This is a genomic window from Halomonas sp. MES3-P3E, assembly GCF_002836035.1.
GTDB lineage: Bacteria > Pseudomonadota > Gammaproteobacteria > Pseudomonadales > Halomonadaceae > Vreelandella > Vreelandella arctica.
Genome location: NZ_PJBT01000016.1, coordinates 25322 through 48211 on the forward strand (window position 1 = coordinate 25322; position 22890 = coordinate 48211).

At 54.8% G+C, this 22890-nt stretch carries 18 protein-coding genes and 2 tRNA genes; 1 reads left to right on the forward strand and 19 read right to left on the reverse strand.

From position 1 onward, the window contains the following. Positions 1 to 161: 161 nt before the first annotated feature. From pnp to rlmE, 15 genes are all read right to left on the reverse strand, one after another. Positions 162 to 2330, reverse strand: coding sequence for a polyribonucleotide nucleotidyltransferase (gene pnp / locus CXF87_RS04720; RefSeq protein ID WP_101145691.1), 2169 nt, complete (start codon positions 2328 to 2330; stop codon positions 162 to 164). 163 nt (positions 2331 to 2493) lie between these two features. Beyond that, positions 2494 to 2763, reverse strand: coding sequence for a 30S ribosomal protein S15 (gene rpsO, locus CXF87_RS04725; protein WP_101145692.1), 270 nt, complete (start codon positions 2761 to 2763; stop codon positions 2494 to 2496). A 129-nt stretch (positions 2764 to 2892) separates the two neighbouring features. After that, on the reverse strand, positions 2893 to 3813 hold the full coding sequence (gene truB, locus CXF87_RS04730) for a tRNA pseudouridine(55) synthase TruB (protein ID WP_101145693.1): 921 nt from the start codon (positions 3811 to 3813) through the stop codon (positions 2893 to 2895). After that, entirely contained in the window at positions 3813 to 4223 is a 411-nt protein-coding gene (gene rbfA / locus CXF87_RS04735; protein WP_101145694.1) for a 30S ribosome-binding factor RbfA, read from the reverse strand. The genes truB and rbfA overlap by 1 nt, the downstream gene beginning before the upstream one ends. Before the next feature lie 18 nt (positions 4224 to 4241). After that, a complete protein-coding gene (gene infB / locus CXF87_RS04740) occupies positions 4242 to 6821 on the reverse strand; it encodes a translation initiation factor IF-2 (RefSeq protein ID WP_101145695.1) in 2580 nt (859 codons plus the stop codon). A 27-nt stretch (positions 6822 to 6848) separates the two neighbouring features. Then, positions 6849 to 8363, reverse strand: a complete 1515-nt coding sequence (gene nusA, locus CXF87_RS04745; protein ID WP_008958797.1) for a transcription termination factor NusA — start codon at positions 8361 to 8363, stop codon at positions 6849 to 6851. A 72-nt stretch (positions 8364 to 8435) separates the two neighbouring features. Next, positions 8436 to 8897 (reverse strand): ribosome maturation factor RimP, encoded by a 462-nt coding sequence (gene rimP / locus CXF87_RS04750; protein ID WP_008958796.1) that lies wholly within the window; start codon positions 8895 to 8897, stop codon positions 8436 to 8438. A 308-nt stretch (positions 8898 to 9205) separates the two neighbouring features. Next, positions 9206 to 9282, reverse strand: a tRNA-Met gene (locus tag CXF87_RS04755). Between the two features lie 166 nt (positions 9283 to 9448). Then, positions 9449 to 9535 (reverse strand) — tRNA-Leu (locus tag CXF87_RS04760). Positions 9536 to 9583: 48 nt separating this feature from the next. Continuing rightward, positions 9584 to 9943 (reverse strand): preprotein translocase subunit SecG, encoded by a 360-nt coding sequence (gene secG, locus CXF87_RS04765; protein WP_022520708.1) that lies wholly within the window; start codon positions 9941 to 9943, stop codon positions 9584 to 9586. A gap of 4 nt (positions 9944 to 9947) precedes the next feature. Continuing rightward, complete coding sequence (gene tpiA / locus CXF87_RS04770; RefSeq protein WP_101145696.1) at positions 9948 to 10697, reverse strand: triose-phosphate isomerase; 750 nt, start codon at positions 10695 to 10697, stop codon at positions 9948 to 9950. Positions 10698 to 10851: 154 nt separating this feature from the next. Next, positions 10852 to 12201 carry a phosphoglucosamine mutase gene (gene glmM / locus CXF87_RS04775; RefSeq protein ID WP_101145697.1) on the reverse strand — a complete coding sequence of 450 codons (1350 nt, stop codon included), beginning with the start codon at positions 12199 to 12201 and terminating at the stop codon, positions 10852 to 10854. Further along, complete coding sequence (gene folP / locus CXF87_RS04780; RefSeq protein WP_101145698.1) at positions 12198 to 13112, reverse strand: dihydropteroate synthase; 915 nt, start codon at positions 13110 to 13112, stop codon at positions 12198 to 12200. Before folP ends, glmM begins: the two co-directional genes overlap by 4 nt. A gap of 114 nt (positions 13113 to 13226) precedes the next feature. Next, positions 13227 to 15233 carry an ATP-dependent zinc metalloprotease FtsH gene (gene ftsH, locus CXF87_RS04785; protein WP_101145699.1) on the reverse strand — a complete coding sequence of 669 codons (2007 nt, stop codon included), beginning with the start codon at positions 15231 to 15233 and terminating at the stop codon, positions 13227 to 13229. A gap of 274 nt (positions 15234 to 15507) precedes the next feature. Then, entirely contained in the window at positions 15508 to 16155 is a 648-nt protein-coding gene (gene rlmE, locus CXF87_RS04790; protein WP_101145700.1) for a 23S rRNA (uridine(2552)-2'-O)-methyltransferase RlmE, read from the reverse strand. Positions 16156 to 16269: 114 nt separating this feature from the next. On the opposite strand from rlmE, the gene yhbY reads away from it, so the two are divergent. Beyond that, positions 16270 to 16596: a ribosome assembly RNA-binding protein YhbY gene (yhbY, locus tag CXF87_RS04795; protein ID WP_008958789.1), complete on the forward strand. Its 327-nt coding sequence runs from the start codon at positions 16270 to 16272 to the stop codon at positions 16594 to 16596. 94 nt (positions 16597 to 16690) lie between these two features. On the opposite strand, the gene greA is transcribed toward yhbY, so the two are convergent. From greA to dapB, 4 genes are all read right to left on the reverse strand, one after another. After that, complete coding sequence (greA, locus tag CXF87_RS04800; protein WP_101145701.1) at positions 16691 to 17167, reverse strand: transcription elongation factor GreA; 477 nt, start codon at positions 17165 to 17167, stop codon at positions 16691 to 16693. Next, on the reverse strand, positions 17164 to 20394 hold the full coding sequence (gene carB / locus CXF87_RS04805) for a carbamoyl-phosphate synthase large subunit (protein WP_101145702.1): 3231 nt from the start codon (positions 20392 to 20394) through the stop codon (positions 17164 to 17166). The genes greA and carB overlap by 4 nt, the downstream gene beginning before the upstream one ends. Before the next feature lie 68 nt (positions 20395 to 20462). Then, a complete protein-coding gene (gene carA / locus CXF87_RS04810) occupies positions 20463 to 21608 on the reverse strand; it encodes a glutamine-hydrolyzing carbamoyl-phosphate synthase small subunit (RefSeq protein ID WP_008958786.1) in 1146 nt (381 codons plus the stop codon). A gap of 366 nt (positions 21609 to 21974) precedes the next feature. Next, positions 21975 to 22781: a 4-hydroxy-tetrahydrodipicolinate reductase gene (dapB, locus tag CXF87_RS04815; protein ID WP_101145703.1), complete on the reverse strand. Its 807-nt coding sequence runs from the start codon at positions 22779 to 22781 to the stop codon at positions 21975 to 21977. Positions 22782 to 22890 lie beyond the last annotated feature (109 nt).

The window sequence follows — 22890 nt, forward strand, 5'->3', positions numbered from 1 at the left end:
ACCCGCTTAAAAACCTTTACCGAACAATTCTTTATCGAACAAAACAAATCCTAATAAAACAAACTCTAATAAAACTAATCCTAACCAAAAAATAACGCCCCCGCAGCCAGAGGCTACGAGGGCGATAACAAAAACCTAACTAGCGATTTAAATCGAACTGATTAAATCGTGGCTTCGGCTTCCGTTGCTTCTGCGGCAAAAGCAGCTTTCTCTTCTTCGGTGATCTCTTTCATCGACAGCTTCACGCGGTTGCGGTTGTCGATATCGAGCACCTTAACGATCACGTCGTCGCCTTCGTTCAAGAAGTCGCGCACGTTATTAACGCGCTCAGCAACGATCTGCGAGATGTGTACCAGGCCATCGGTTCCCGGCATGATGTTAACAAACGCACCGAAGTCGGCAATACGTACGACCTTGCCGTTATACAGCTTGCCAATTTCCGCTTCGGCGGTAATCGCCAGTACGGTATCGATGGCACGTTTCGCAGCGGCTTTATCTTCCGCATAGATACGGACGGTGCCATCGTCGTCGAGATCGATGGAGGCGCCGGTGTCTTCGCAAATTTTGCGAATCGTCGCGCCGCCTTTACCGATAACGTCACGAATCTTATCAGGATCGATTTTAATGGTTGCCATGGACGGCGCGTTGTCGGAGACATCGCTACGGCTCTGGCTGATCACGACATTCATCTGCTCGAGAATACTCAAACGCGCGGTCAGTGCTTGTTGCAGCGCGAGCTCCATAATCTCTTCGTTGATGCCTTCGATCTTGATGTCCATCTGCAGGGCGGTGATGCCCTCTTCCGAACCGGCCACTTTAAAGTCCATATCACCAAGGTGATCTTCGTCACCCAGGATATCGGTCAAGACGGCAAAGCCATCGGCGTCTTTCACCAAGCCCATGGCAATACCAGCGACCGGTGCTTTCAACGGCACACCCGCGTCCATCAAGGCTAGCGAAGAGCCACATACAGAAGCCATCGAGCTTGAACCGTTAGACTCGGTGATTTCGGACACTACACGAATGGTATACGGGAAAGCATCTTCGGCGGGCAGCATGGCCTGCACGCCACGACGCGCCAAGCGGCCGTGACCGATTTCACGACGTTTCGGGCCACCCATAAAGCCAGCTTCGCCCACTGAGTAGGGAGGGAAGTTGTAGTGCAGCATAAAGCGGTCTTTACGCTCACCTTCCAACGATTCGATGAGCTGAGAATCACGCAGCGTGCCCAACGTTGCCACGGCAATCGCCTGGGTCTCACCGCGAGTGAACACAGCAGAACCGTGCGCTTTGGGCAGCACACCGACTTCGATGGCCAAGGGGCGCACGGTTTGGTTATCACGACCGTCAATGCGCGGCTCGCCTTTTACCACGCGTGAACGGACAACGCGTTTTTCCAATCCAGCAAAGGCACCTTTCACGTCATCTTTACTGAACTTGTCATTAACCGGTTCGCCTTCATCGGCTGCCAGCTGCTCAATGGCTTGAGCTTTCAGCTCAGCTAGCGCATCTTGGCGCTGCATCTTGTCAGTGATGCGATAGGCATCGCCCACTTTCGCTTCAAAGGCATCGGCCATGGCGGCTTTAAGCGCCACGTTTTCTTCAGCTGCCTGCCATTCCCAGCGCGGCTTGCCCGCCTCAGCGACCAGCTCGTTGATCGCACTGATGGCGACCTGCATCTCCTGATGACCGAACAGTACGGCACCCAGCATCTCGTCTTCAAGCAGCTCTTTGGCTTCGGACTCAACCATCAGCACGGCCTTTTCAGTACCGGCAACGACCATGTCGAGCTCAGAGGTGGCCAGTTCTTCAACCGTCGGGTTGAGGAAGTAGCCTTTCTCTTCGTTAAAGCCAACGCGAGCCGCGCCAATCGGGCCACTAAACGGTACGCCAGAGATACTCAGCGCCGCGGAGGTGCCAAGCAAAGCGGCAATATCCGGATCGTGGTTACGATCGGTAGAGAGAACGGTACAGACAACCTGCACTTCGTTCATAAAGCCTTTGGGGAACAGCGGGCGGATAGGGCGATCAATCAGGCGCGAGGTTAGCGTCTCTTTTTCAGTGGGGCGCCCTTCGCGCTTGAAGAAGCCGCCAGGAATTTTGCCCACCGCGTAGGTTTTCTCTTGGTAGTGTACCGAGAGGGGGAAAAAGGGCTGGCTCGGGTTAGCTTCTTTTCGAGCAACCACGGTACACAGTACGACGGTGTCATCCATTGTTACCATGACAGCGCCGGTAGCTTGGCGAGCAATACGCCCGGTTTCGAGCGTGACGGTGCTACGACCGTACTGGAACGTTTTCTTTACCGGATTCACAGCGACTTCCTTCAGCATTATCAATATCTACTTGTCTATTCGTTTAGGTCGTTTTGACTCGTTACCATTCTAGGCGCTGGAGCGCGTTAGGGCTACCTGTTCCCTCTCGTCGTCAACTCGAAACATAAAAAAACGGGCAGCTCCTTGGGAGCTGCCCGTTTCGAATCGTAGCCGTAAAAACTTAGCGGCGCAGACTCAAGCGCTGAATCAGAGACTGATAGCGTTCGAAATCTTTACGCTTTAGGTAGTCCAGCAGCTTACGACGCTGGTTAACCATGCGGATCAGACCACGACGAGAGTGGTGATCCTGCTTGTTGGTCTTGAAGTGGTCCTGCAGGCCATTGATGTTGGCGCTCAGCAGTGCAACCTGCACTTCAGGGGAACCGGTATCGTTATCGCCGCGGCCGTATTCAGTGACGATCTCGGCCTTCTTCTCAGCGGTTAAAGCCATCTGTATCTCCAGTAAGCAATATGCCTAAAAATGAATGGGTGAGACCACGCATATTTGCAGTCTCAAGCTACTATGTGCGTCTTGCATCTTACTATTTTCACGTAGTCTGCGGCGTCCTTGCAACAGGCCTTACGAGATAGCGACGGTACTTAACAGCCGCTTAGGCGACACTTCCTGGGCACCTTTCACTACACCAAGGCCGATAAACGTCTCGGCATAATAAAGTCGGGCTACGTCGTCCGCGGCTAATGCGCCGGTTTCGAGAGTAGCGGGCTGGCCATGGGCCAAACGGGCGTGTGCGGTGTCATCGACTGTTAGTAACGGTAAATGATTCACCAGCACATCCACAGGCATTAGCTCAGCTTCCAAGGCGGCTTGGTCGGCCAATGCTTCCAGTGCCTCTAGCGTCCACATCGCGTCGGCTAAAAAAGGCCCCGTTTTGAGCCTTCTTAGCTGACTGATGTGCGCTCCACAGCCAAGCGCTTGACCTATATCTTCGGCTAACGTGCGGATGTAAGTGCCTTTACTGCAGCTTACTTCCAGCTCGAAAGCAGTGCCTTCAAACGATAGCAGGCGCGCATCATACACGCTTATCCGCCGTGCTGCACGCTCTACGTGTTTGCCTTCACGGGCCAGCTCGTAGAGTTTTTTGCCCTGATGCTTTAGCGCCGAATACATGGGCGGCACTTGGTCAATCTCACCGCGAAAACGGGTGAGCACAGCTTCCACATCATCGACGCTTAGGCTGGGAACTTCATGCTGCTCCATCACCGAGCCTTCCGCATCGCCGGTATCGGTGATTACCCCCAGTTCTACCCGGGTGCGATACACCTTGTCGGCTTCAAGCAAGTGCGACGAGAACTTAGTGGCTTCCCCAAGGCAAATCGGCAATAAGCCGGTTGCCATCGGGTCTAGCGTGCCGGTATGCCCAGCTTTTTGAGCCTGGAACAGCCGACGAACACGCTGCAGCGCATGGTTGCTGGAAACGCCCTTAGGCTTATCCAGCAGCAGCACGCCATTAACCGGTAAACCTCGACGTTGACGCGCCACTAGCGAGTTTCCTCACTTTGCTCGGCGTCATCCTCGTCATTTTGATAGCGTGCACGATCCGTGGTCACCGCTTCATCAATCAATGAAGAGAGCTGCTGACCACGCACGACGCTCTCATCGAAATGAAAGCGTAGTTCTGGCACGTGACGAAGCTTGATACGCTTAGCAATCTGACTTCTTAGAAAACCAGCCGCGCGCTTCAGCACCTGCAGGTTTTCCTTAATACGCTCGGGCTCTTGCTCACCCAGCAGAGTGACATAGACATCGGAATAGCCAAGGTCACGGCTAACGGTGACACCGCTGACCGTGACCATGCCTAGACGCGGATCTTTCACTTCACGCTGGATCAGTACCGCCAGCTCCTTCTGGAGCTGGTCGGCTACCCGGTCGGTACGCTTAAATTCGCGCATGGTTAGCTCCTCGCAGCCTTACAGGCTACGCTCGACCTTCACTTGGTCGAAGACTTCGATCTTATCGCCGACTTGGACATCGTTGTAGTTCTTCACGCCGATGCCACACTCCATGCCGTTGCGCACTTCCTGCACATCGTCTTTGAAGCGGCGCAGCGATTCGAGCTCGCCTTCGTAGATCACCACGTCATCACGCAATACGCGGATCTTCTTATTACGATGCACGTTGCCTTCAATCACCATACAACCGGCGATCGCACCAATCTTCGGCGCACGGAATACATCGCGCACTTCAGCAATACCAACGATCTCTTCTTTCCACTCAGGTGCGAGCATACCGCTCATCGCCTGCTTGACCTCGTCGATCAATTGGTAAATAACGCTGTAGTAACGCAGATCCAGGCCTTCGCGCTCAACGATCTCACGGGCAGCGGCATCGGCACGAACGTTAAAGCCGACCACGATGGCTTCTGACGCGAGCGCCAAGTTGGCATCGGTACCGGTGATACCACCCACACCCGAGGAGACCACAGCCACTTCGACTTCATCAGTGGAGAGCTCTTCCAAGGCGCCTTTGATCGCTTCCAGCGAGCCTTGTACGTCGGCTTTGAGGACGATGTTGACCTTGGCCACTTCGTCTTGGCCCATCTGGCTGAACATGTTCTCCAGCTTGGCCTTCTGCTGACGCGCCAGGCGCACTTCGCGGTATTTTCCTTGACGGAAGTTAGCCACTTCGCGGGCTTTCTTCTCGTCGGCCACGACCATGAAGTCGTCACCGGCATCCGGCGTGCCGCCCAAGCCTTGAATCTCGACCGGCATGGCCGGGCCAACTTCATCGACTTGCTGGGCAAGTTCGTTGGTCAGCGCACGTACGCGGCCGTAGTGCAGGCCAGCGAGGACGATATCGCCCTTTCTCAGCGTGCCGTTCTGAACCAGTACGGTAGCGACCGGACCACGACCTTTATCAAGGCGCGATTCAACCACAACCCCTTTACCTGGTGCGGAAGGCACAGCTTTCAGCTCAAGCACTTCGGAGGCCAGCTGGATCGCTTCCAGCAGCTCTTCCATACCTTCACCGGTCTTAGCAGACACGTGAACGAACTGAGTATCACCGCCCCACTCTTCCGAAATAACGCCGTGCTGCGAAAGCTCGTTTTTGATGCGATCCAGATCGATGCCCTGCTTATCGATCTTGTTCACCGCCACCACCATGGGTACTTCGGCGGCTTTGGAGTGCTCAATTGCCTCGATCGTCTGCGGCATCACGCCGTCATCCGCTGCGACAACGAGAATGACCACGTCCGTTGCCTTGGCACCACGGGCACGCATGGCGGTAAACGCCGCGTGACCTGGCGTATCCAGGAAGGTCACGCCACCGTGGTTATCTTCCACGTGGTACGCGCCAATGTGCTGGGTGATACCACCCGCTTCACCGGTGGCCACTTTCGCTTTACGGATATAATCCAGCAGCGATGTTTTACCGTGGTCGACGTGACCCATCACGGTCACGACCGGTGAACGAGTGATCTCTTCGCCTTCGTAGGAGATGCCTTCGAGCATTTCCGTTTCCAGCGCGTCATCTTTCACCAGCTTCGGCGTGTGGCCCATCTCTTCCACCACGATCGCAGCCGTATCCTGATCGATGGTTTGGTTGATGGTGACCGCTGCGCCCATGTTAAACATGGCCTTGATCACTTCGTTGGCTTTGATCGACATTTTGTCGGCCAATTCCGCCACGCTGATAGACTCAGGGATCGACACTTCACGCACGATCGGCTGGGTCGGTTTCTGGAAAGCATGCTTGCCATTGCCGGTCTGGTTGCCACCACGGCGACCGCCGCGACGTTGCTCGGCACGTTTTACCTTCTTGCCACCGCCGCCACGCTTACGCTCTTCACGCTCACCACGATCTTCATCGTCACGACGACCTTTGGCTTTCGCTGCGGTCTTCTTAGGCGGGGCCGTACGGCGGTCAGAACGGCCTTCTTTCGGCGGCGCTGGCGGCATGTCGTCGCCAGATGGGGTATCGTCGATTTGCAGATTAGGCACGTCGAGAGCAGGCGTTACAGGCGCCTTTTCAGCTTTCGGCTTGGCGTCAGCTGGCTTCTTAGCAGCGGCTTCTTTCTTGCTCGCAGCTTCTTCAGCCGCTTTAGCTGCCTGGGCCTTCTGCGCAGCTGCTTTTTCTTCAGCGACACGCGCATCGTTTACTTTGCGCTCAGCTTCCGCTTCCGCCATATCACCCACTAACTGGCGTGGGCCGGTGTAGCTAGGCTCTGGCGCTTTCGGCTTCTCATCTTCAGCGCTTTTGACGTAAGTCTTTTTCTTACGTACCTGCACTTCGATAGTTTTGCCGCGCTCGCCGGTATTAATACGGCTACGGGTTTTGCGCGTCAGCGTGATGCGGTTTTTGCCCGCTTCAGCGGTGTCGCTACCACCGTGGCTTTTCTTCAAGAAACTCAGCAGTTTTTGCTTATCTTCTTCAGACACAGCATCGCTTTCTCGAGCGTGCTTTAAACCTGCTTCTTTCATTTGCTCTAGTAGGCGGGGCACATCACGGCCCACCTTTCCTGCGAAATCTTTAACTGTCATATCTGACATATTGACCCTCCTCAGCCCGTGACCTGTTTACTGTGTGTTCGAATCCGATGCGTCATCGACTTCAAACCAGGGCGCACGGGCAGTCATGATCAGTGCCGCTGCGCGCGCTTCGTCCAACTCCTCGATATCGACCAGATCGTCGACAGACTGCTCGGCGAGATCTTCCATAGTGACAATGCCGCGACTGGCCAAAATGAAGGCCAGGTGGCGTTCCATGCCATCCATCTCCAGCAGATCAGCTGCTGGCTGGGCACCGTCTAGCGCTTCTTCCGAGGCAATTGCCATCGTCAGCAGCTCGTCTTTCGCACGTGCGCGTAGCTGCTCTACTAATTCTTCATCGAACTCTTCGATTTCGAGCATCTCTTCCATCGGCACGTAGGCGACTTCTTCCAGGGTAGTGAACCCCTCTTCCACCAACAGGCGAGCGACATCTTCATCCACTTCAAGGTGCTGGATGAAAGAGTCCACCAGGCTATCAATCTCTTGGTCGCGCTTAGACTCTGCTTCTTCTTCGGTCATGACGTTAATCCGCCAGCCGGTAAGCTCAGAGGCTAAACGCACGTTCTGGCCGCTACGGCCAATGGCCTGAGCCAGATTATCTTGCGCCACGGCCACGTCCATCGCGTGGGCATCTTCGTCAACAAGGATAGACCCAACATCGGCGGGCGCCATGGCATTAATTACCAACTGGGCGGGATTGTCGTCCCACAACACAATATCGACACGCTCGTTTTGCAGCTCGGACGAAACTGCTTGAACTCGCGAACCGCGCATACCCACACAGGCACCCACGGGGTCGATACGGCGATCATTGGTTTTAACCGCAATTTTGGCGCGCGAACCGGGATCCCGCGCAGCCCCTTTAATCTCAATCAGCTGCTCAGCGATTTCAGGCACTTCAATTTTGAACAGCTCAATAATCAGCTCGGGACATGTCCGCGACAGCTGGAGCTGGGCGCCACGAGCGTCCGGGTCTACTTTGACCAACAGGGCACGCACCCGCTCATTCATGCGGTAACGCTCACCGTGGATCATTTCATTGCGGGGTAAAAACGCTTCAGCGTTTTCGCCCAAATCAATGATCAGGCCGTCGCGGGTGGTTTTCTTAACAATGCCAGCAACCAGTTCGCCTTCACGATCTGCGTATTGGCGTACGACTTCAGCCCGCTCAGCTTCACGTACTTTCTGTACGATAACCTGCTTAGCGGTTTGCGCTGCAATACGACCAAACGATGCGTTTTCGATGGTTTTTTCGACCACATCGCCCAATTTTAGCGGCGGATCACGCTGCTCGGCGATGGTCTCTTTAATTTCGTAATCTGGCGTTTCAAACTCGTCGTCTTCTACGACAGTCCAAAAGCGGAAGGTTTCGTATTCACCGGTGCGACGGTCAATATGGACGCGCACATTGGCTTCTTCTTTGTCAAAACGCTTACGTGACGCGCTCGCAAGAGCGGCTTCTACCGCTTCGAAGATGACGTCACGTGGGACGCCCTTCTCATTGGAGATCGCGTCAACGACCATTAAAATTTCTTTACTCATGCGTATGCCTCGCCAGAAAACCTATCCTTATGTGCATCACCCCGGCAGCCTGCCGGCAGCGCCGCCACTCGGTTAATCGTCGAACTGCGGTACAATGTGAGCAGAATCAATACTCTCAATAGGAAAGCAATACTCTTCGCCATCCAGTTGAATGAGTACTTCATCTCCCTCAACACCGACCAGAAGCCCTTGATACTTGCGCCGCCCGTCAAAGGCAGTGCGCAGCTTGAGCGCGACGTGATGACCTTGAAAGCGGGTAAACTGATCCAGGGAATACAAGGGACGTGCCATGCCTGGCGAGGAGACTTCCAACCGATACTCACCGGCAATGGGGTCTTCCACATCCATAACAGCACTGACTTGGCGGCTAATATCTGCGCAGTCTTCCACGCTAACGCCACTCTCGCGCTCGATGTAGATCACCAGCCGCGAATTTTTGCCCTGGGAAAGATGGTCGATGCCCCATAGTTCAAAGCCCATGGCAGCAACAACAGGTTCGATCAGCGCGTGAAGCGCAGCGTGTTTAGTGGCCACAGACAAAGCTCCTATAGCCGTTGCATCAGGCACCTGGCCAGGAGTTATTAGAAAAGCTAGGTGGCTGATTGGCGTTACTCGGGAATGTGTCTCCGAAAATCCGGACGACATCCGTTCTTAAGGCGCTCCTGTTTACAAAAGCGCTCGCTATCCAAAAGCTGCTAACAAAAAGCCCCTTCACTGGAAGGGGCTTTTTGAAAGAAACCTTAAGTACCATCTTAGAAACATGTAACAGGGCTAGCCTGGTAAGATTGATTGTTTTCCAAAAAAGTACAAAGGAAACAAACTATCTACATGTTACTAGGATATGGTAGCGGGGACCGGATTTGAACCGATGACCTTCGGGTTATGAGCCCGACGAGCTACCAGACTGCTCCACCCCGCATCAATCTAGGTCGACGATAATAGACACTAAAGCCACCTACGTCAAGAACTACTTGCTTCAAGAACATCTTACTTAAAGCTGCTTTTCATTTAGCTGCTAAATGCAACAGTGCCATTTTGACAGTAAAGAAAAACATTCTGGGAAGCTGGCGAACCAGCAAAACAGATGGTGCCGAAGGCGGGACTTGAACCCGCACGACCATACGGTCACTACCCCCTCAAGATAGCGTGTCTACCAATTCCACCACTTCGGCATCAGGGGAGGCTAAAGAAACGTTATCTAACTAAACAACGAGGATTAATTACTCGCTGCTTTCCTCTAGCACTGGCGCGGTATTATCCACGTCTGCAGGCCTGTCGTCAAGCGTCGGGACGCTTTGCTGCTGCTCGATCAAACGCGAATCTGGAATACCTGCTTCCGGTGCCTGACCAGCCTGGGTGGCGAAGTAAGCCAGCGCCATCGAGGTAACGAAGAAACCCGCTGCCAAAATAGCTGTCGTGCGCGATAAAAAGTTACCGCTGCCCCGCGAACCAAACACAGTTTGTGAAGCACCGCCCCCGAAAGCCGCACCGGCTTCGGCACCTTTACCCTGCTGAAGCAGAATGAGTACCACCAGGGCGACCGCAATCACCACATGGATCATAAGAATTGCAACTTGCATGGCGTTATCCTGCTGACTGACAAATGGCATAAAAATCATCGGTCTTGAGTGAGGCTCCGCCCACTAGACCGCCGTCGATATCTGGCTGAGCAAGCAGCTCAGCCGCATTACTTGCGTTCATACTGCCGCCGTATAGCAAACGCAGCTGTTCAGCTAACCCCTTATCAAAGCCCGCCTGGTAAGCACGAATGCCTGCCATGACTTCCTGGGCTTGTTCAGGAGATGCCGTACGCCCCGTGCCAATTGCCCAAACGGGCTCGTAGGCAATAACCACTTGCTTGCGCTGGTCTGGCTCCAGGCGAGACATTACATGCCCTACTTGGCGCAGCACCACGTCCATCGTACGGCCTGCGTCGCGCTCCTCTAAAGACTCTCCCACACAGAGAATCGGCGTGATATCCACGCTCAATGCCGCTAGCAAACGCGCAAATATCTGTTCGTCGCTCTCTTTATAAAGCTGACGCCGCTCTGAGTGCCCTACCAAGACGTAAGAGACCGCAAACTCTTTGAGCATACGACCACTCACTTCACCGGTATGGGCACCAGAGTGAATGGGATTCAACGTTTGCGCACCCAATGACAGCCCCGTGCCCTCAAACGCAAGGCGCGCCGCATCCAAATAAGGGAACGGCGGAATGATAACGACATCCACGCCCTTTGGCGATACGGCGGCAGAGAAGGCCTGTCCGAATTCGTTGATCAACGCCACGGAACCGTTCATTTTCCAGTTACCGGCAATTAAAGGCGTACGCATCGACTCTCCTCACTCAAGGTGGAGCGAAATGGTATAGGAGCGGCCTTGTCAAGACAACCGCTGTTGCAAGCACAGGTTTGCTTTCCTGGGCCAGCTAGCTATATCGACCGCTAGTTAAATCGACCAGCTAGTTATATCAAATAGTGGGGCACATTTATTTAAGCAATGCCTGAACTTGTTCAGCCAAGCTGTGCGCCAATTGTTCGACATCCAAATGGGCACGCCCCTCCACCATCACACGAATTAGCGGTTCAGTGCCTGACGGGCGCAACAATACGCGTCCTTCATCACCCAACTCATGCTCTAATGCAGCAACCGCCTGCTGGAGCGGCGCCGACTCCATCACTTCTTTAGCACTTGTATGGGCGGGTAAACGCACATTAACCAGCGCCTGCGGCACTTTTTCCAGCTCTTTTAGCAGCGTCGGCAGGCTCTTCTGCTCGCGCATCATCAGCGCCAATACCTGCAGCGCCGAGACGATACCATCACCGGTAGTCTGCACATGACCGCAGACAATGTGCCCTGACGACTCACCACCCAACTCCCAACCGTTAGCGGCCATTCGCTCCATGACAAAACGGTCGCCCACTTTTGCACGTTCAAAAGGAATACCCAGATTATCCAGCGCCATGGATAAGCCAAAATTAGACATCAAGGTGCCCACCACGCCGCCCTGCAGCAAACCACGCTCATGACGATCACGGGCAATTAAATAGAGGATATCGTCGCCATCCACTTCGCGGCCATCGCCGTCAACCAACATTACGCGATCACCATCACCGTCAAAGGCAATCCCCAAGTCTGCATTTTGCTGAATGACGGCAGCACGCAATGCGGCGGGATGCGTTGAACCTACCTGCTGGTTAATATTTAACCCGTCGGGCGCAGCGCCGATGGTGGTAACGTAAGCCCCCAGCTCGCGAAACACATTAGGCGCGATATGGTAAGTGGCACCGTGGGCGCAATCTAGGACTACCTTAAGGCCATGCAAACTAAGCCGATCAGGCAGGGTTGATTTACAAAATTCAATGTAACGACCTGCGGCGTCGTCGATACGGGTAGCTTTACCCAACTGAGCGGCTTCTGCCGTGGTCAGCGGCGCTTCAAGCATGGCCTCAATACGATCTTCCGTTTCATCAGGGAGCTTCTTGCCCTCTGCGGAGAAGAACTTGATGCCATTGTCATCGAAGGGGTTGTGAGATGCCGAGATGACAATACCCGCGTCAGCACGGAACGTACGCGTCAAGTAGGCGATGCCTGGTGTAGGCATTGGCCCCAACAGCGACACATCCACACCGGCGGCAGAAAGCCCCGCCTCTAATGCGGATTCAAACATGTAGCCAGAGATACGCGTATCTTTGCCAATTAACACCCGCGTTCGACCTTTATCACGGCGCAAGACCTGCCCTGCCGCCCAGCCTAGCTTGAGCATAAAATCAGCCGTAATGGGCGATTTACCCACTGTGCCGCGAATACCATCGGTACCAAAATAGCGCCTTGTCATGCGTCAGACTCCTTGTTAAGCGGCGGCTCGCAGCCCTCTTGTAGTACCGCCCACGCCATATTGACTGCATCTACCGCTGCAGCGACATCATGTACACGCAGAATATTCGCCCCACGCTCTACCGCCATGGCTGCCAGTGCCAAACCACCGGAAAGACGCTCCTCTACCGGGCGGCCTAACACTTTTCCAATCATACTCTTGCGTGACATACCTACCAGTAATGGAAGCTCCAACGATTGTAGAGTCTCCATATATTTGAGTAAGCGTAGATTGTGTTCGACGGTTTTGCCGAAGCCAAAACCAGGGTCAACTAAAAGCCGATTACGGCGCAGCCCGGCCGCCTCACACTCGGCCACTCGGCGGGCCAAATAGTCTGCTACCTCTTCCTCGATTGGGCGCGAATAAGCAGGTGCTTGCTGCATATCTTGCGGCTCGCCCTGGCGATGCATTAAGCAAACGGGCAGGCCACTGCCTACCGCAGCCAACAGCGCCCCTTCGCGCTCTAACGCGCGCACGTCGTTAAGCATACCGGCGCCCAGCTCACTCGCCTCGCGGATAACGGCAGGACAACTGGTATCCACCGATACCAGCGCATCCAGTTCGCGCACCAGGATTTCTACCACGGGGGCAACCCGGTCAAGCTCTTCCTGGGGGCTGACAGGCGTAGCGCCAGGGCGAGTCGACTCGCCTCCCACATCAATGATCGCCGCCCCTTCCGCCAACATCCGCTCGGCATGGCGCAACGCATCATCTAACGCCACGTGCTGACCGCCATCAGAAAAAGAGTCGGGTGTGACATTAAGGATGCCCATAACGCGGGGAAAGGAGAGATCCAGCAGGTGGCGTCCACAACGCAGCTGGAAAGCATTTTCAGCTGTTTGCGTAGAGGACGTATCCATAAGTGATTTCATGCTGCAGCCTGGTCAATAAAAGAAACTTTGCAGTGTTATAGGTACAGCATAACAAAAAAGGCGCCCCTTGACGGGGCGCCTTCGGCTTATACGCAGGGTTAACTATCTAATCATCTAAGGACCCGCAGGGCCGCCGAGAGGGTCTGAAGGCCGACGGCGCGGCTCGTCATCATCCTCTTCACCGTCGCTGCCAGAAGCGTTGGTAGACGTATCATCATCGGCTTCTTGCGCTTTTGGCTTATTACCGCCGCCAACAGGCGTACCGCCACCGGATGAATCACCGTCGTCCCAGCCTTCGGGCGGACGGGGATCGCGCCCCTCCATGATGTCTTTCAACTGCGTGGCGTCAATAGTCTCATACTTCATCAACGCTTCGGCCATGGCATCAAGCTTGTCGCGATTATCCGTTAGGATTTGGCGGGCCTGCTCATAACAATCGTCGATGATTTTGCGGACTTCTTTATCAAGGCGCGTCGTGGTATCACCCGACTTCATCTTACTGCCGCCCTGACCCGGGCCACCGAGGAACTGATGCGACTCGTCCTCGTCGTACATGATCGGACCCATCTCGTCCGACAAGCCCCACTTCGCCACCATGTTGTGGGCAAGCTCAGTGGCGCGCTTGATATCGTTAGAGGCGCCGGTGGTGACACCGTTCGGACCCAACGTCATCTCTTCAGCAATACGACCACCAAACAGCGAGCAGATCTGCCCCAGAATTTGCTGACGCGACAGGCTGTAGCGATCCTCTTCCGGCAAGAACATCGTCACGCCGAGGGCACGCCCACGGGGGATAATGGTTACCTTGTAGACCGGATCATGCGAAGGCACAACCAAACCGATGATGGCGTGACCTGATTCATGATAAGCGGTGTTGAGCTTCTCTTTATCGGTCATGACCATCGACTTGCGCTCAGCGCCCATCATGATCTTGTCTTTAGCCAGCTCCAACTCTTCCATGCTGACTAGGCGCTTATTGCGGCGCGCAGCAAACAGTGCGGCTTCGTTGACCAGGTTGGCCAAATCCGCGCCAGAGAAGCCAGGCGTGCCGCGGGCAATCAGCTGCGGTTTTACGTCATCACCCAGCGGCACTTTACGCAGGTGAACGCCAAGAATGTGCTCACGACCACGAATATCCGGCAAGCCAACGGTAACCTGACGGTCAAAGCGGCCTGGACGCATAAGCGCAGGATCAAGCACGTCAGGACGGTTAGTCGCAGCGATAACGATGACGCCTTCGTTGGCCTCAAAACCATCCATCTCGACCAGCAGCTGGTTCAACGTCTGCTCGCGCTCGTCGTTACCGCCACCCATGCCAGCACCGCGAGAGCGACCCACAGCATCAATCTCATCGATAAAGATGATGCAGGGCGCCTGCTTCTTAGCCTGTTCGAACATGTCGCGCACACGTGATGCGCCGACACCGACAAACATTTCAACGAAGTCAGAGCCCGAGATAGAGAAGAACGGCACTTTCGCTTCGCCAGCAATGGATTTTGCCAGCAGCGTTTTACCGGTACCTGGGGGCCCTACCATTAACACGCCGCGGGGAATCGTACCGCCCAAACGCTGGAATTTGGTGGGGTCACGTAGGAAGTCGACCAACTCTTCGACTTCTTCTTTGGCTTCATCACAGCCAGCCACGTCGGCAAAGGTCGTTTTGATCTGATCTTGAGAGAGCAGCTTGGCCTTCGATTTACCAAAGCTCATCGGGCCGCCTTTACCACCGCCGGCACCACCCTGCATCTGGCGCATAAAGAACATAAAGATGCCCAAAATCAGCAGAATCGGGAAGCTGGCAATAAGCAGCCGCGTCCAGATACTTTGCTGTTCTGGCTCTTTACCCACGACCGTCACATTATTGCTCAACAGGTCGTCCATCAGCTTCGGATCTTCTGCCGATGGGCGGATCGTCTGAAATTGAGAGCCATCCGTGCGCTCACCACTGATGGTGTAACCATCAATCGTGACGCTACGTACCTGCTGATTTTGCACCTGCTGCACAAACTGAGAATAGTTGGTGTTTTGCGGTGCGCTTTCGGTGCTGAAATTATTGAACACTGTCAGTAGGACGGCCGCGATGACCAACCACAGAATCAGGTTCTTCGCCATATCATTCAAGGGGCTACCCTCATTACAAGAATCCGTCAGTTAAACCCTGATGCTTAATAAAGCCTGCTACTAATAATCTTAGCACTATGACATTACATCAGCATCAAGTGTTCAACCATTGCCAAAGCGTCTTATGCCTCGGGCCATCTGTGTCACGCGCGTATTGCGGCTAATGTGACACACGTTGCGCTTGCCTGTCTGGCAATCGCGCTGATAAATCTTGGCTATGAACCACATACACCGTTATCCCATCACAGGTAACGTCATCGAACCATATGATGTGTTAACCGCGAAACCCTTCGGCCAGGAAATACACCTCACGGGAGCGTGCCCGCGATGCATCCGGCTTGCGAGTCACTACCTTGCTAAAGCTGCCGCGCAACTCTTTCAGGTAAGCGTCAAACCCTTCCCCCTGGAATACTTTAGCTAAAAATCGACCACCGGGTGACAGCGTTTCGCGAGCGAGTTCTAACGCTAACTCCACTAAGTACATCGCCTGAGGCTGATCAATTGCCGCCATACCACTCATATTGGGGGCCATATCCGACATCACAAGGTCTACGCGACGATTATCTAAACGTTTTAATATCGCCTCCAACACCGCCTCTTCCGTAAAATCCCCCTGGATAAAGTCCACGCCTGCGAGCGCATCCATCTCCAAAATATCAGAAGCGATAACCACACCTTCAGGCCCTACCCGCTCAGCAGCGATTTGGCTCCATCCGCCGGGCGCTGCCCCTAAATCAATGACCGTCATACCGGGTCGCAGCAGTTTATCCTTTTCATCCAGCTCAATCAGCTTATAGCTGGCACGGGAGCGATAGCCATCTTGCCAACTCTGCTTCACGTACTGGTCGTCAAAATGCTCCTTCTTCCAGTTATTGCTGGTTTTACTAACGGAATGTTTACGGCTTGGGGGCTTTTGCTGCATGTGGGAATCTAACACTGGAATAAGAGATGGGCGCATTCACGCGATCGCTTTCACTCGGTGACGTTTCACCGTAAGATGGAGCGTTAAGCGCTAACCGGGATACCGCAAGATACCATGAGCTTGTCACAGGCACAAAAGAAAGCATTTCGTAGCATTGGCCACCATCTTAACCCAGTGGTCACCGTTTCTGAGAACGGCGTCTCCGAAAATTTGCTCGCAGAACTTAACCGCGCACTCACTGATCACGAACTGATCAAAGTGAAACTCGCCATTCCTGAGCGTGATGATCGGGCTGCCATGATAGCCGAACTGATCGCCAACAGCCGTGCAGACCTTGTGCAAACCATTGGCAAAATGGCGCTGCTCTACCGTAGGAACCCGCAGGTAAATCCAAAGCTTTCTAATGTTACCCGCTTTGAGAACCACCACGGTCGGCATTAACCGTTAGATTGCACTCGCTCTAAAATAGATGCTGCTGCACTAAAACGCCCCTTCAACCGACCTAACCGAGGTCAATTGAAGGGGCGTTTTTTTATTACACGTGCTCGACACTACCTACTTCGTACTCCACATCACCGCCGGGTGTTTTGACCACCACGACATCACCTTCCTCTTTACCGATTAGAGCACGAGCGATGGGCGATGTCACCGAAATACGGCCGGATTTAATATCCGCTTCATCTTCACCGACGATGCGATATGTGACTTCTGCATCGGTATCCAGATTCATTAGCGACACGGTAACACCAAAAATCACTTTGCCGGTTTTCGGCAGTTTCGTGACATCAATTACCTGGCAGACGGAGAGCTTACTTTCGATCTCCTGAATACGCCCTTCGATAAACCCCTGCTGCTCACGAGCGGCGTGATACTCGGCGTTCTCTTTCAGATCACCGTGTTCACGCGCTTCCGCGATGGCCGCGATCACCTGCGGACGCGCTTCGCTTTTAAGGTGGTCGAGCTCTTCACGAAGGCTTCTTTCTCCCGCCACTGTCATCGGGACCTTGTTCATTGACTTGCTCCTGCATGCAGATCCTGAAGGCGCCGCACCGTAATCTCCCTACCGTACTCAAGCGCCATACAAACAGCATTAGCGCCCGCCAAGGTGGTCGCATAGGGCACCTTGCGCGAGAGAGCAGTACGGCGAATGACCGAAGAGTCGTTGATAGCCTGACGACCTTCAGTAGTGTTCACAATGTAGGCGATTTCGTCGTTCTTAAGCAGATCGACGATATGGGGGCGACCTTCGTAAACTTTATTGACGTGCTCCACGGCAAGCCCGGCAGCTTCCAAAGCAGCCGCTGTTCCCCGTGTTGCACATAGCGTAAAGCCTAATGCTAACAGAGAACGGCCCACTTCGATAATCCCTGCCTTGTCCGGTTCACGAACGGAAAGGAACGCTTTACGCTCGCCGGTCAGCGCCGGTATTGCTTCGCCTGCCCCAAGCTGCGCCTTGAAGAAGGCCTCTGCAAAGGTATCGCCAGAGCCCATTACTTCGCCGGTGGACTTCATTTCCGGCGAGAGAATCGGGTCGACACCGGGGAATTTGTTGAACGGGAAAACGGCCTCTTTAACACTATAGAAGTGTGGCACGATCTCCCTCTCAAAGCCCTGTTCAGCCAGGGTTTTACCCGCCATGCAGCGCGCCGCGATCTGGGCAAGCGAGGTACCGATGCACTTGGACACAAAGGGCACAGTACGCGAAGCGCGAGGGTTAACCTCAATTACATAGATCTCGCCATCCTGCCAGGCGAGCTGCACGTTCATTAAGCCTTTAACGCCCAACTCAACGGCCATCTGCTTCACCTGATGGCGCATCTCATCCTGCACATCGGCAGGCAGGGAGTATGGCGGCAGCGCGCAGGCGGAGTCACCGGAGTGAACGCCCGCTTGCTCTACGTGCTGCATGATGCCGCCAATCACCACCTGCTGACCATCCGACACGGCATCGATATCAATCTCGATTGCGGCGCTCAGGAAGTGATCCAGCAGCACCGGTGAGTCGTTGGAAACTTTCACCGCGTGGGTCATGTAGTTTTCAAGCTCGGAGGCGTCGTAGACGATCTCCATGGCCCGACCACCCAGCACGTAGCTGGGGCGCACCACCAACGGGTAGCCAATCGCTGCGGCTTTATCGAAGGCTTCGGCAAAGCTGCGAGCGGTCGCGTTGGGCGGCTGCTTCAGGCCCAGCTTGTCGATCATCACCTGGAAACGCTCGCGGTCTTCGGCGCGGTCGATGGCGTCCGGCGTGGTACCGATAATCGGCACACCGGCAGCCTCTAGCTCACGAGCCAGTTTCAGCGGCGTTTGGCCACCGAACTGAACGATCACGCCCACCGGCTTCTCTTTGTCGGCGATTTCGAGCACGTCTTCCAACGTTACCGGCTCAAAGTAGAGACGATCAGAGGTGTCGTAATCGGTAGAGACGGTTTCCGGGTTGCAGTTGACCATGATGGTTTCATAGCCGTCGTCGCGCATGGCAAAGGCGGCGTGAACGCAACAGTAGTCAAACTCGATACCCTGGCCGATACGGTTCGGGCCACCGCCCAACACCATAATTTTCTGACGATCAGACACATCCGCTTCGCACTCTTCTTCATAAGTGGAGTACATATAGGCGGTATCTGATACAAACTCCGCGGCACAGGTATCCACGCGCTTATAAACCGGGCGAATACCTGCTGCCTGGCGGGTTTGGCGGAACTCTTTTTCACTAATGCTGAGCAGCTTGGCCAGGCGCGCATCACCAAAGCCTTTGCGCTTGAGCTGATAGATCTCACGGGCAGAAAAGCCAGCCAGCGAGCGCTTAGCGACGGCGTTTTCAGTCAGCACTAGATCTTCAAGCTGCACCAGGAACCAAGGGTCGATATTGGTCAGGGCAAAGACCTCATCGACACTCATGCCTGAGCGCATGGCGTCCGCGATATAGAAAATACGCTCGGCACCGGCGGCCTGGAGCTCGCCCTGGATAATCGCCATGTTGTCCGGCGTAAAATCGGTAATGATCGGATCGAGGCCATCGTTACCGGTTTCCAGGCCGCGCAGCGCTTTCTGCAGCGACTCCTGGAAGGTGCGGCCAATCGCCATCACCTCGCCCACCGACTTCATCTGCGTCGTTAGGCGATCGTTAGCCTGGGGGAATTTCTCGAAGGTGAAGCGTGGGATCTTGGTAACCACGTAATCGATAGACGGCTCAAACGATGCCGGTGTACGACCGCCGGTAATATCGTTTTGCAGCTCATCCAGGGTGTAGCCGACCGCCAGTTTGGCGGCGATTTTAGCAATCGGGAAACCGGTTGCCTTGGAGGCCAGCGCCGAGGAGCGCGACACCCGTGGGTTCATCTCAATCACTACCAAACGGCCGGTCTTGGGATCCATACCGAATTGGACGTTGGAGCCACCGGTCTCGACACCAATCTCGCGCAGGACCGCGAGGCTGGCGTCACGCATGATCTGATACTCTTTATCGGTCAGCGTTTGTGCCGGGGCCACGGTGATCGAATCACCAGTGTGTACACCCATGGGGTCGAAGTTCTCAATCGCGCAGACGATGATGCAGTTGTCGTTTTTATCACGCACAACTTCCATCTCGTACTCTTTCCAACCCAGCAGCGACTCATCAATCAGCAGCTCGTGGTTGTTGGAGAGTTCAAAACCGCGCGTACAGATCTCTTCGAACTCTTCCTTGTTATACGCCACGCCGCCGCCGGAGCCGCCCATGGTGTAGGAAGGACGAATAATCGTAGGGAAACCAAGCTCCGCCTGAATCTCCCACGCCTCATCCATGCTGTGCGCGACTTTCGCTTTCGGGCATTCCAAGCCAATGCGCTTCATGGCTTGATCAAACAGATCGCGGTCTTCGGCCATGTTAATCGCATCGGCGTTAGCACCGATCATCTCGACGCCGAATTTCTCCAGCACGCCATGCTTTTCAAGCTCGAGGGCGCAGTTCAGCGCCGTCTGGCCGCCCATGGTCGGTAGAATCGCGTCGGGGCGCTCCGCCTCGATGATTTTCTCAACCGTCTGCCAGGTAATCGGCTCGATGTAAGTAGCATCGGCCATGGCCGGATCGGTCATGATAGTGGCGGGGTTGGAGTTGACCAAAACAACCCGGTAACCCTCTTCGCGCAGCGCTTTACACGCCTGGGCGCCAGAGTAGTCGAATTCGCAGGCCTGGCCGATCACAATCGGGCCAGCGCCAATGATCAAAATAGTGTTGATGTCGGTACGCTTAGGCATAACGGTTCCCGCAAAAAATGGTGACGATGAGCGACAAAAGACGGCGATACGGTGATGTGAAGGACGCGTTAACGGCGTGCCTGCATCATCGCAACGAAGCGATCAAACAACGGCGCCACATCGCGAGGGCCGGGGCTCGCTTCCGGGTGGCCTTGAAAGCTAAACGCCGGTCGGTCGGTAAGCTCAATTCCCTGCAAGGTGCCATCGAACAGCGAACGATGCGTGGCACGCACATTGGCAGGCAGGGTCGCTTCATCCGCCGCAAAGCCGTGGTTTTGGCTGGTAATCATCACCGTGCCGGCATCCAAATCCTGCACTGGATGGTTGGCACCGTGGTGGCCGAGGCTCATTTTGACGGTTTTCGCACCGGCCGCGAGCGCCAGTAGCTGGTGACCCAGGCAAATACCAAATACCGGAATATCGGTTTCCAGCACATCCTGAATCGCTTTAATAGCGTAGTCACAGGGCTCTGGGTCGCCTGGGCCGTTAGCCAGAAAAACGCCATCAGGCTTCATCGCCAGCACGTCAGCGGCAGGCGTTTGCGCAGGCACCACCGTCAGGCGGCAGCCACGGGCGGCCAGCATGCGCAGGATGTTGAATTTCACGCCGTAATCATATGCCACCACATGGTAAGGGCGCTCACTTTGCGAAGCGTCGGCGTAGCCTTCCCCCAGCGTCCACTCGCCTTCCGACCATTCGTAAGCCTCTTTGCAGGAGACTTCTTTAGCCAAATCCATGCCCTTTAGCCCTGGAAACGCCTTGGCAGCTTCCAGCGCCCGCGCCACAGCCTCTTCGCCCTCAGCATCCGCACCGGCCAAAATCGCCCCGTTCTGGGCGCCTTTATCGCGCAAAATGCGCGTTAGGCGGCGGGTATCGATATCGGCAATGCCCAGCACGTTTTGGCTTTTCAGGTAATCCGACAGCGACTGCTCAGAGCGGAAGCTGCTAGCCATTAATGGTAGATCACGAATCACCAACCCTGCCGCGGCAATAGAAGCGGACTCAATGTCTTCTGCGTTGATGCCGGTATTGCCGATATGGGGATAGGTGAGGGTGACGATTTGGCGGGTGTAGGAGGGGTCGGTAAGGATCTCTTGATAGCCGGTCATGGCCGTATTGAACACCACCTCACCGCTGGTTACTCCATCCGCGCCAATGGCGATACCGTGGAACACACTGCCATCTTCCAGGGCCAATATTGCGGGTTTGCTCAATGCGGGGTTATTCAAAACAAGATCCTCCCATGCTGGTGGGAGCCTGTAGGGCGCAGGCTCAGCAAATTCTTCATGAATCCACGACCTCATTATCAATAATGAGGTCGTAAAAAAGCGGGACGAAGCCGATAAAAAGAATCGGTTTCATCCCGCTTGTTGTTCTATGCCTTTTAGAGCCACGTCACTATCAATGCAATAGCCGTAAACTCAAGGGCAGGCTTTGGGCTGGCCAACGCAACAAGCGCGCCGTCTAAGGTCTGTAAGTCAGAGCTTCTAAGCCACCCGGCCAAAATTTTTGAAATGTTACAGGAATTCTTGGTCTAAAACTACCCCTGAGTGACAGGCAGCTCTAGCATTAGTCATTCCTTAATCTAAACCCAGCACATCCTGCATATCGTAACGGCCGACCTCTTTACCAGCGACCCAGCGTGCCGCGCGAACTGCGCCTTTGGCAAAAGTCATTCGGCTGGAGGCTTTATGGGTGATTTCGATACGCTCGCCTTCGGTGGCAAACATCACCGTGTGCTCGCCGACGATATCGCCCGCCCGCACCGTGGCAAAGCCAATCTCTTTATCGGTGCGTGGGCCGCACTGCCCTACCCGCTCGAACACGCCATGCTCTCTCAGGTTCCGCCCCAGGCTGTCGGCGATCACTTCACCCATTTTAATCGCAGTACCGGATGGTGCATCGACCTTATGGCGATGGTGAGACTCGATTATTTCAATATCGTAGCCTTCATCGCCGAGCGCTTTGGCAGCCGTTTCGAGCAGCTTCAGAGTCAGATTAACACCGACGCTCATATTCGGCGCGAATACCATGGCCACCTTGTCACGATAGCTATCGAGCTGGGCCAGCTCATCATCGCTCATGCCGGTAGTGCCAATCACAATACGCTTACCGTGCTCGGCGCAGAATGCTAGGTTACCCAGGGTGACCTGCGGAGCCGTAAAGTCGATCAACACATCGAAATCATCAACTATCGACACGAGCGAATCTACCGCGACGACACCGCGCTTCCCTAACCCTGCGAGCTCGCCAATATCAGCGCCCGCTAAGGAGCTGCCCGGCTCCACAATGCCGCCAGCCAGCGTTGCCTCAGCATCTTGCTCTACAGCATTTACCAACGTACGGCCCATGCGGCCAGCCACGCCTACAATGGCAATTCGGGTCATGCGAACTCCTGCGCTCTGCGTTCCGGTATATAAAAAGTGTCGCAATTATAGCAGACGCACCAGCGCATTAGACGCTCTCCTTTGCTGCCATGAAGATTGCTGCCATGAA

Excerpts from the sequence above, each read along its gene's own strand:
- tpiA (WP_101145696.1), bottom strand. The coding sequence starts at position 10,697 with ATGCGTACGCCTTTAATTGCCGGTAACTGGAAAATGAACGGTTCCGTG.
- rbfA (WP_101145694.1), bottom strand. The coding sequence starts at position 4,223 with ATGCGCGAATTTAAGCGTACCGACCGGGTAGCCGACCAGCTCCAGAAG.
- dapB (WP_101145703.1), bottom strand. The coding sequence starts at position 22,781 with ATGACCCGAATTGCCATTGTAGGCGTGGCTGGCCGCATGGGCCGTACG.
- yhbY (WP_008958789.1), top strand. The coding sequence starts at position 16,270 with ATGAGCTTGTCACAGGCACAAAAGAAAGCATTTCGTAGCATTGGCCAC.
- nusA (WP_008958797.1), bottom strand. The coding sequence starts at position 8,363 with ATGAGTAAAGAAATTTTAATGGTCGTTGACGCGATCTCCAATGAGAAG.
- rlmE (WP_101145700.1), bottom strand. The coding sequence starts at position 16,155 with ATGCAGCAAAAGCCCCCAAGCCGTAAACATTCCGTTAGTAAAACCAGC.
- greA (WP_101145701.1), bottom strand. The coding sequence starts at position 17,167 with ATGAACAAGGTCCCGATGACAGTGGCGGGAGAAAGAAGCCTTCGTGAA.
- folP (WP_101145698.1), bottom strand. The coding sequence starts at position 13,112 with ATGAAATCACTTATGGATACGTCCTCTACGCAAACAGCTGAAAATGCT.
- infB (WP_101145695.1), bottom strand. The coding sequence starts at position 6,821 with ATGTCAGATATGACAGTTAAAGATTTCGCAGGAAAGGTGGGCCGTGAT.
- pnp (WP_101145691.1), bottom strand. The coding sequence starts at position 2,330 with ATGCTGAAGGAAGTCGCTGTGAATCCGGTAAAGAAAACGTTCCAGTAC.
- glmM (WP_101145697.1), bottom strand. The coding sequence starts at position 12,201 with ATGACAAGGCGCTATTTTGGTACCGATGGTATTCGCGGCACAGTGGGT.
- carB (WP_101145702.1), bottom strand. The coding sequence starts at position 20,394 with ATGCCTAAGCGTACCGACATCAACACTATTTTGATCATTGGCGCTGGC.
- secG (WP_022520708.1), bottom strand. The coding sequence starts at position 9,943 with ATGCAAGTTGCAATTCTTATGATCCATGTGGTGATTGCGGTCGCCCTG.
- rpsO (WP_101145692.1), bottom strand. The coding sequence starts at position 2,763 with ATGGCTTTAACCGCTGAGAAGAAGGCCGAGATCGTCACTGAATACGGC.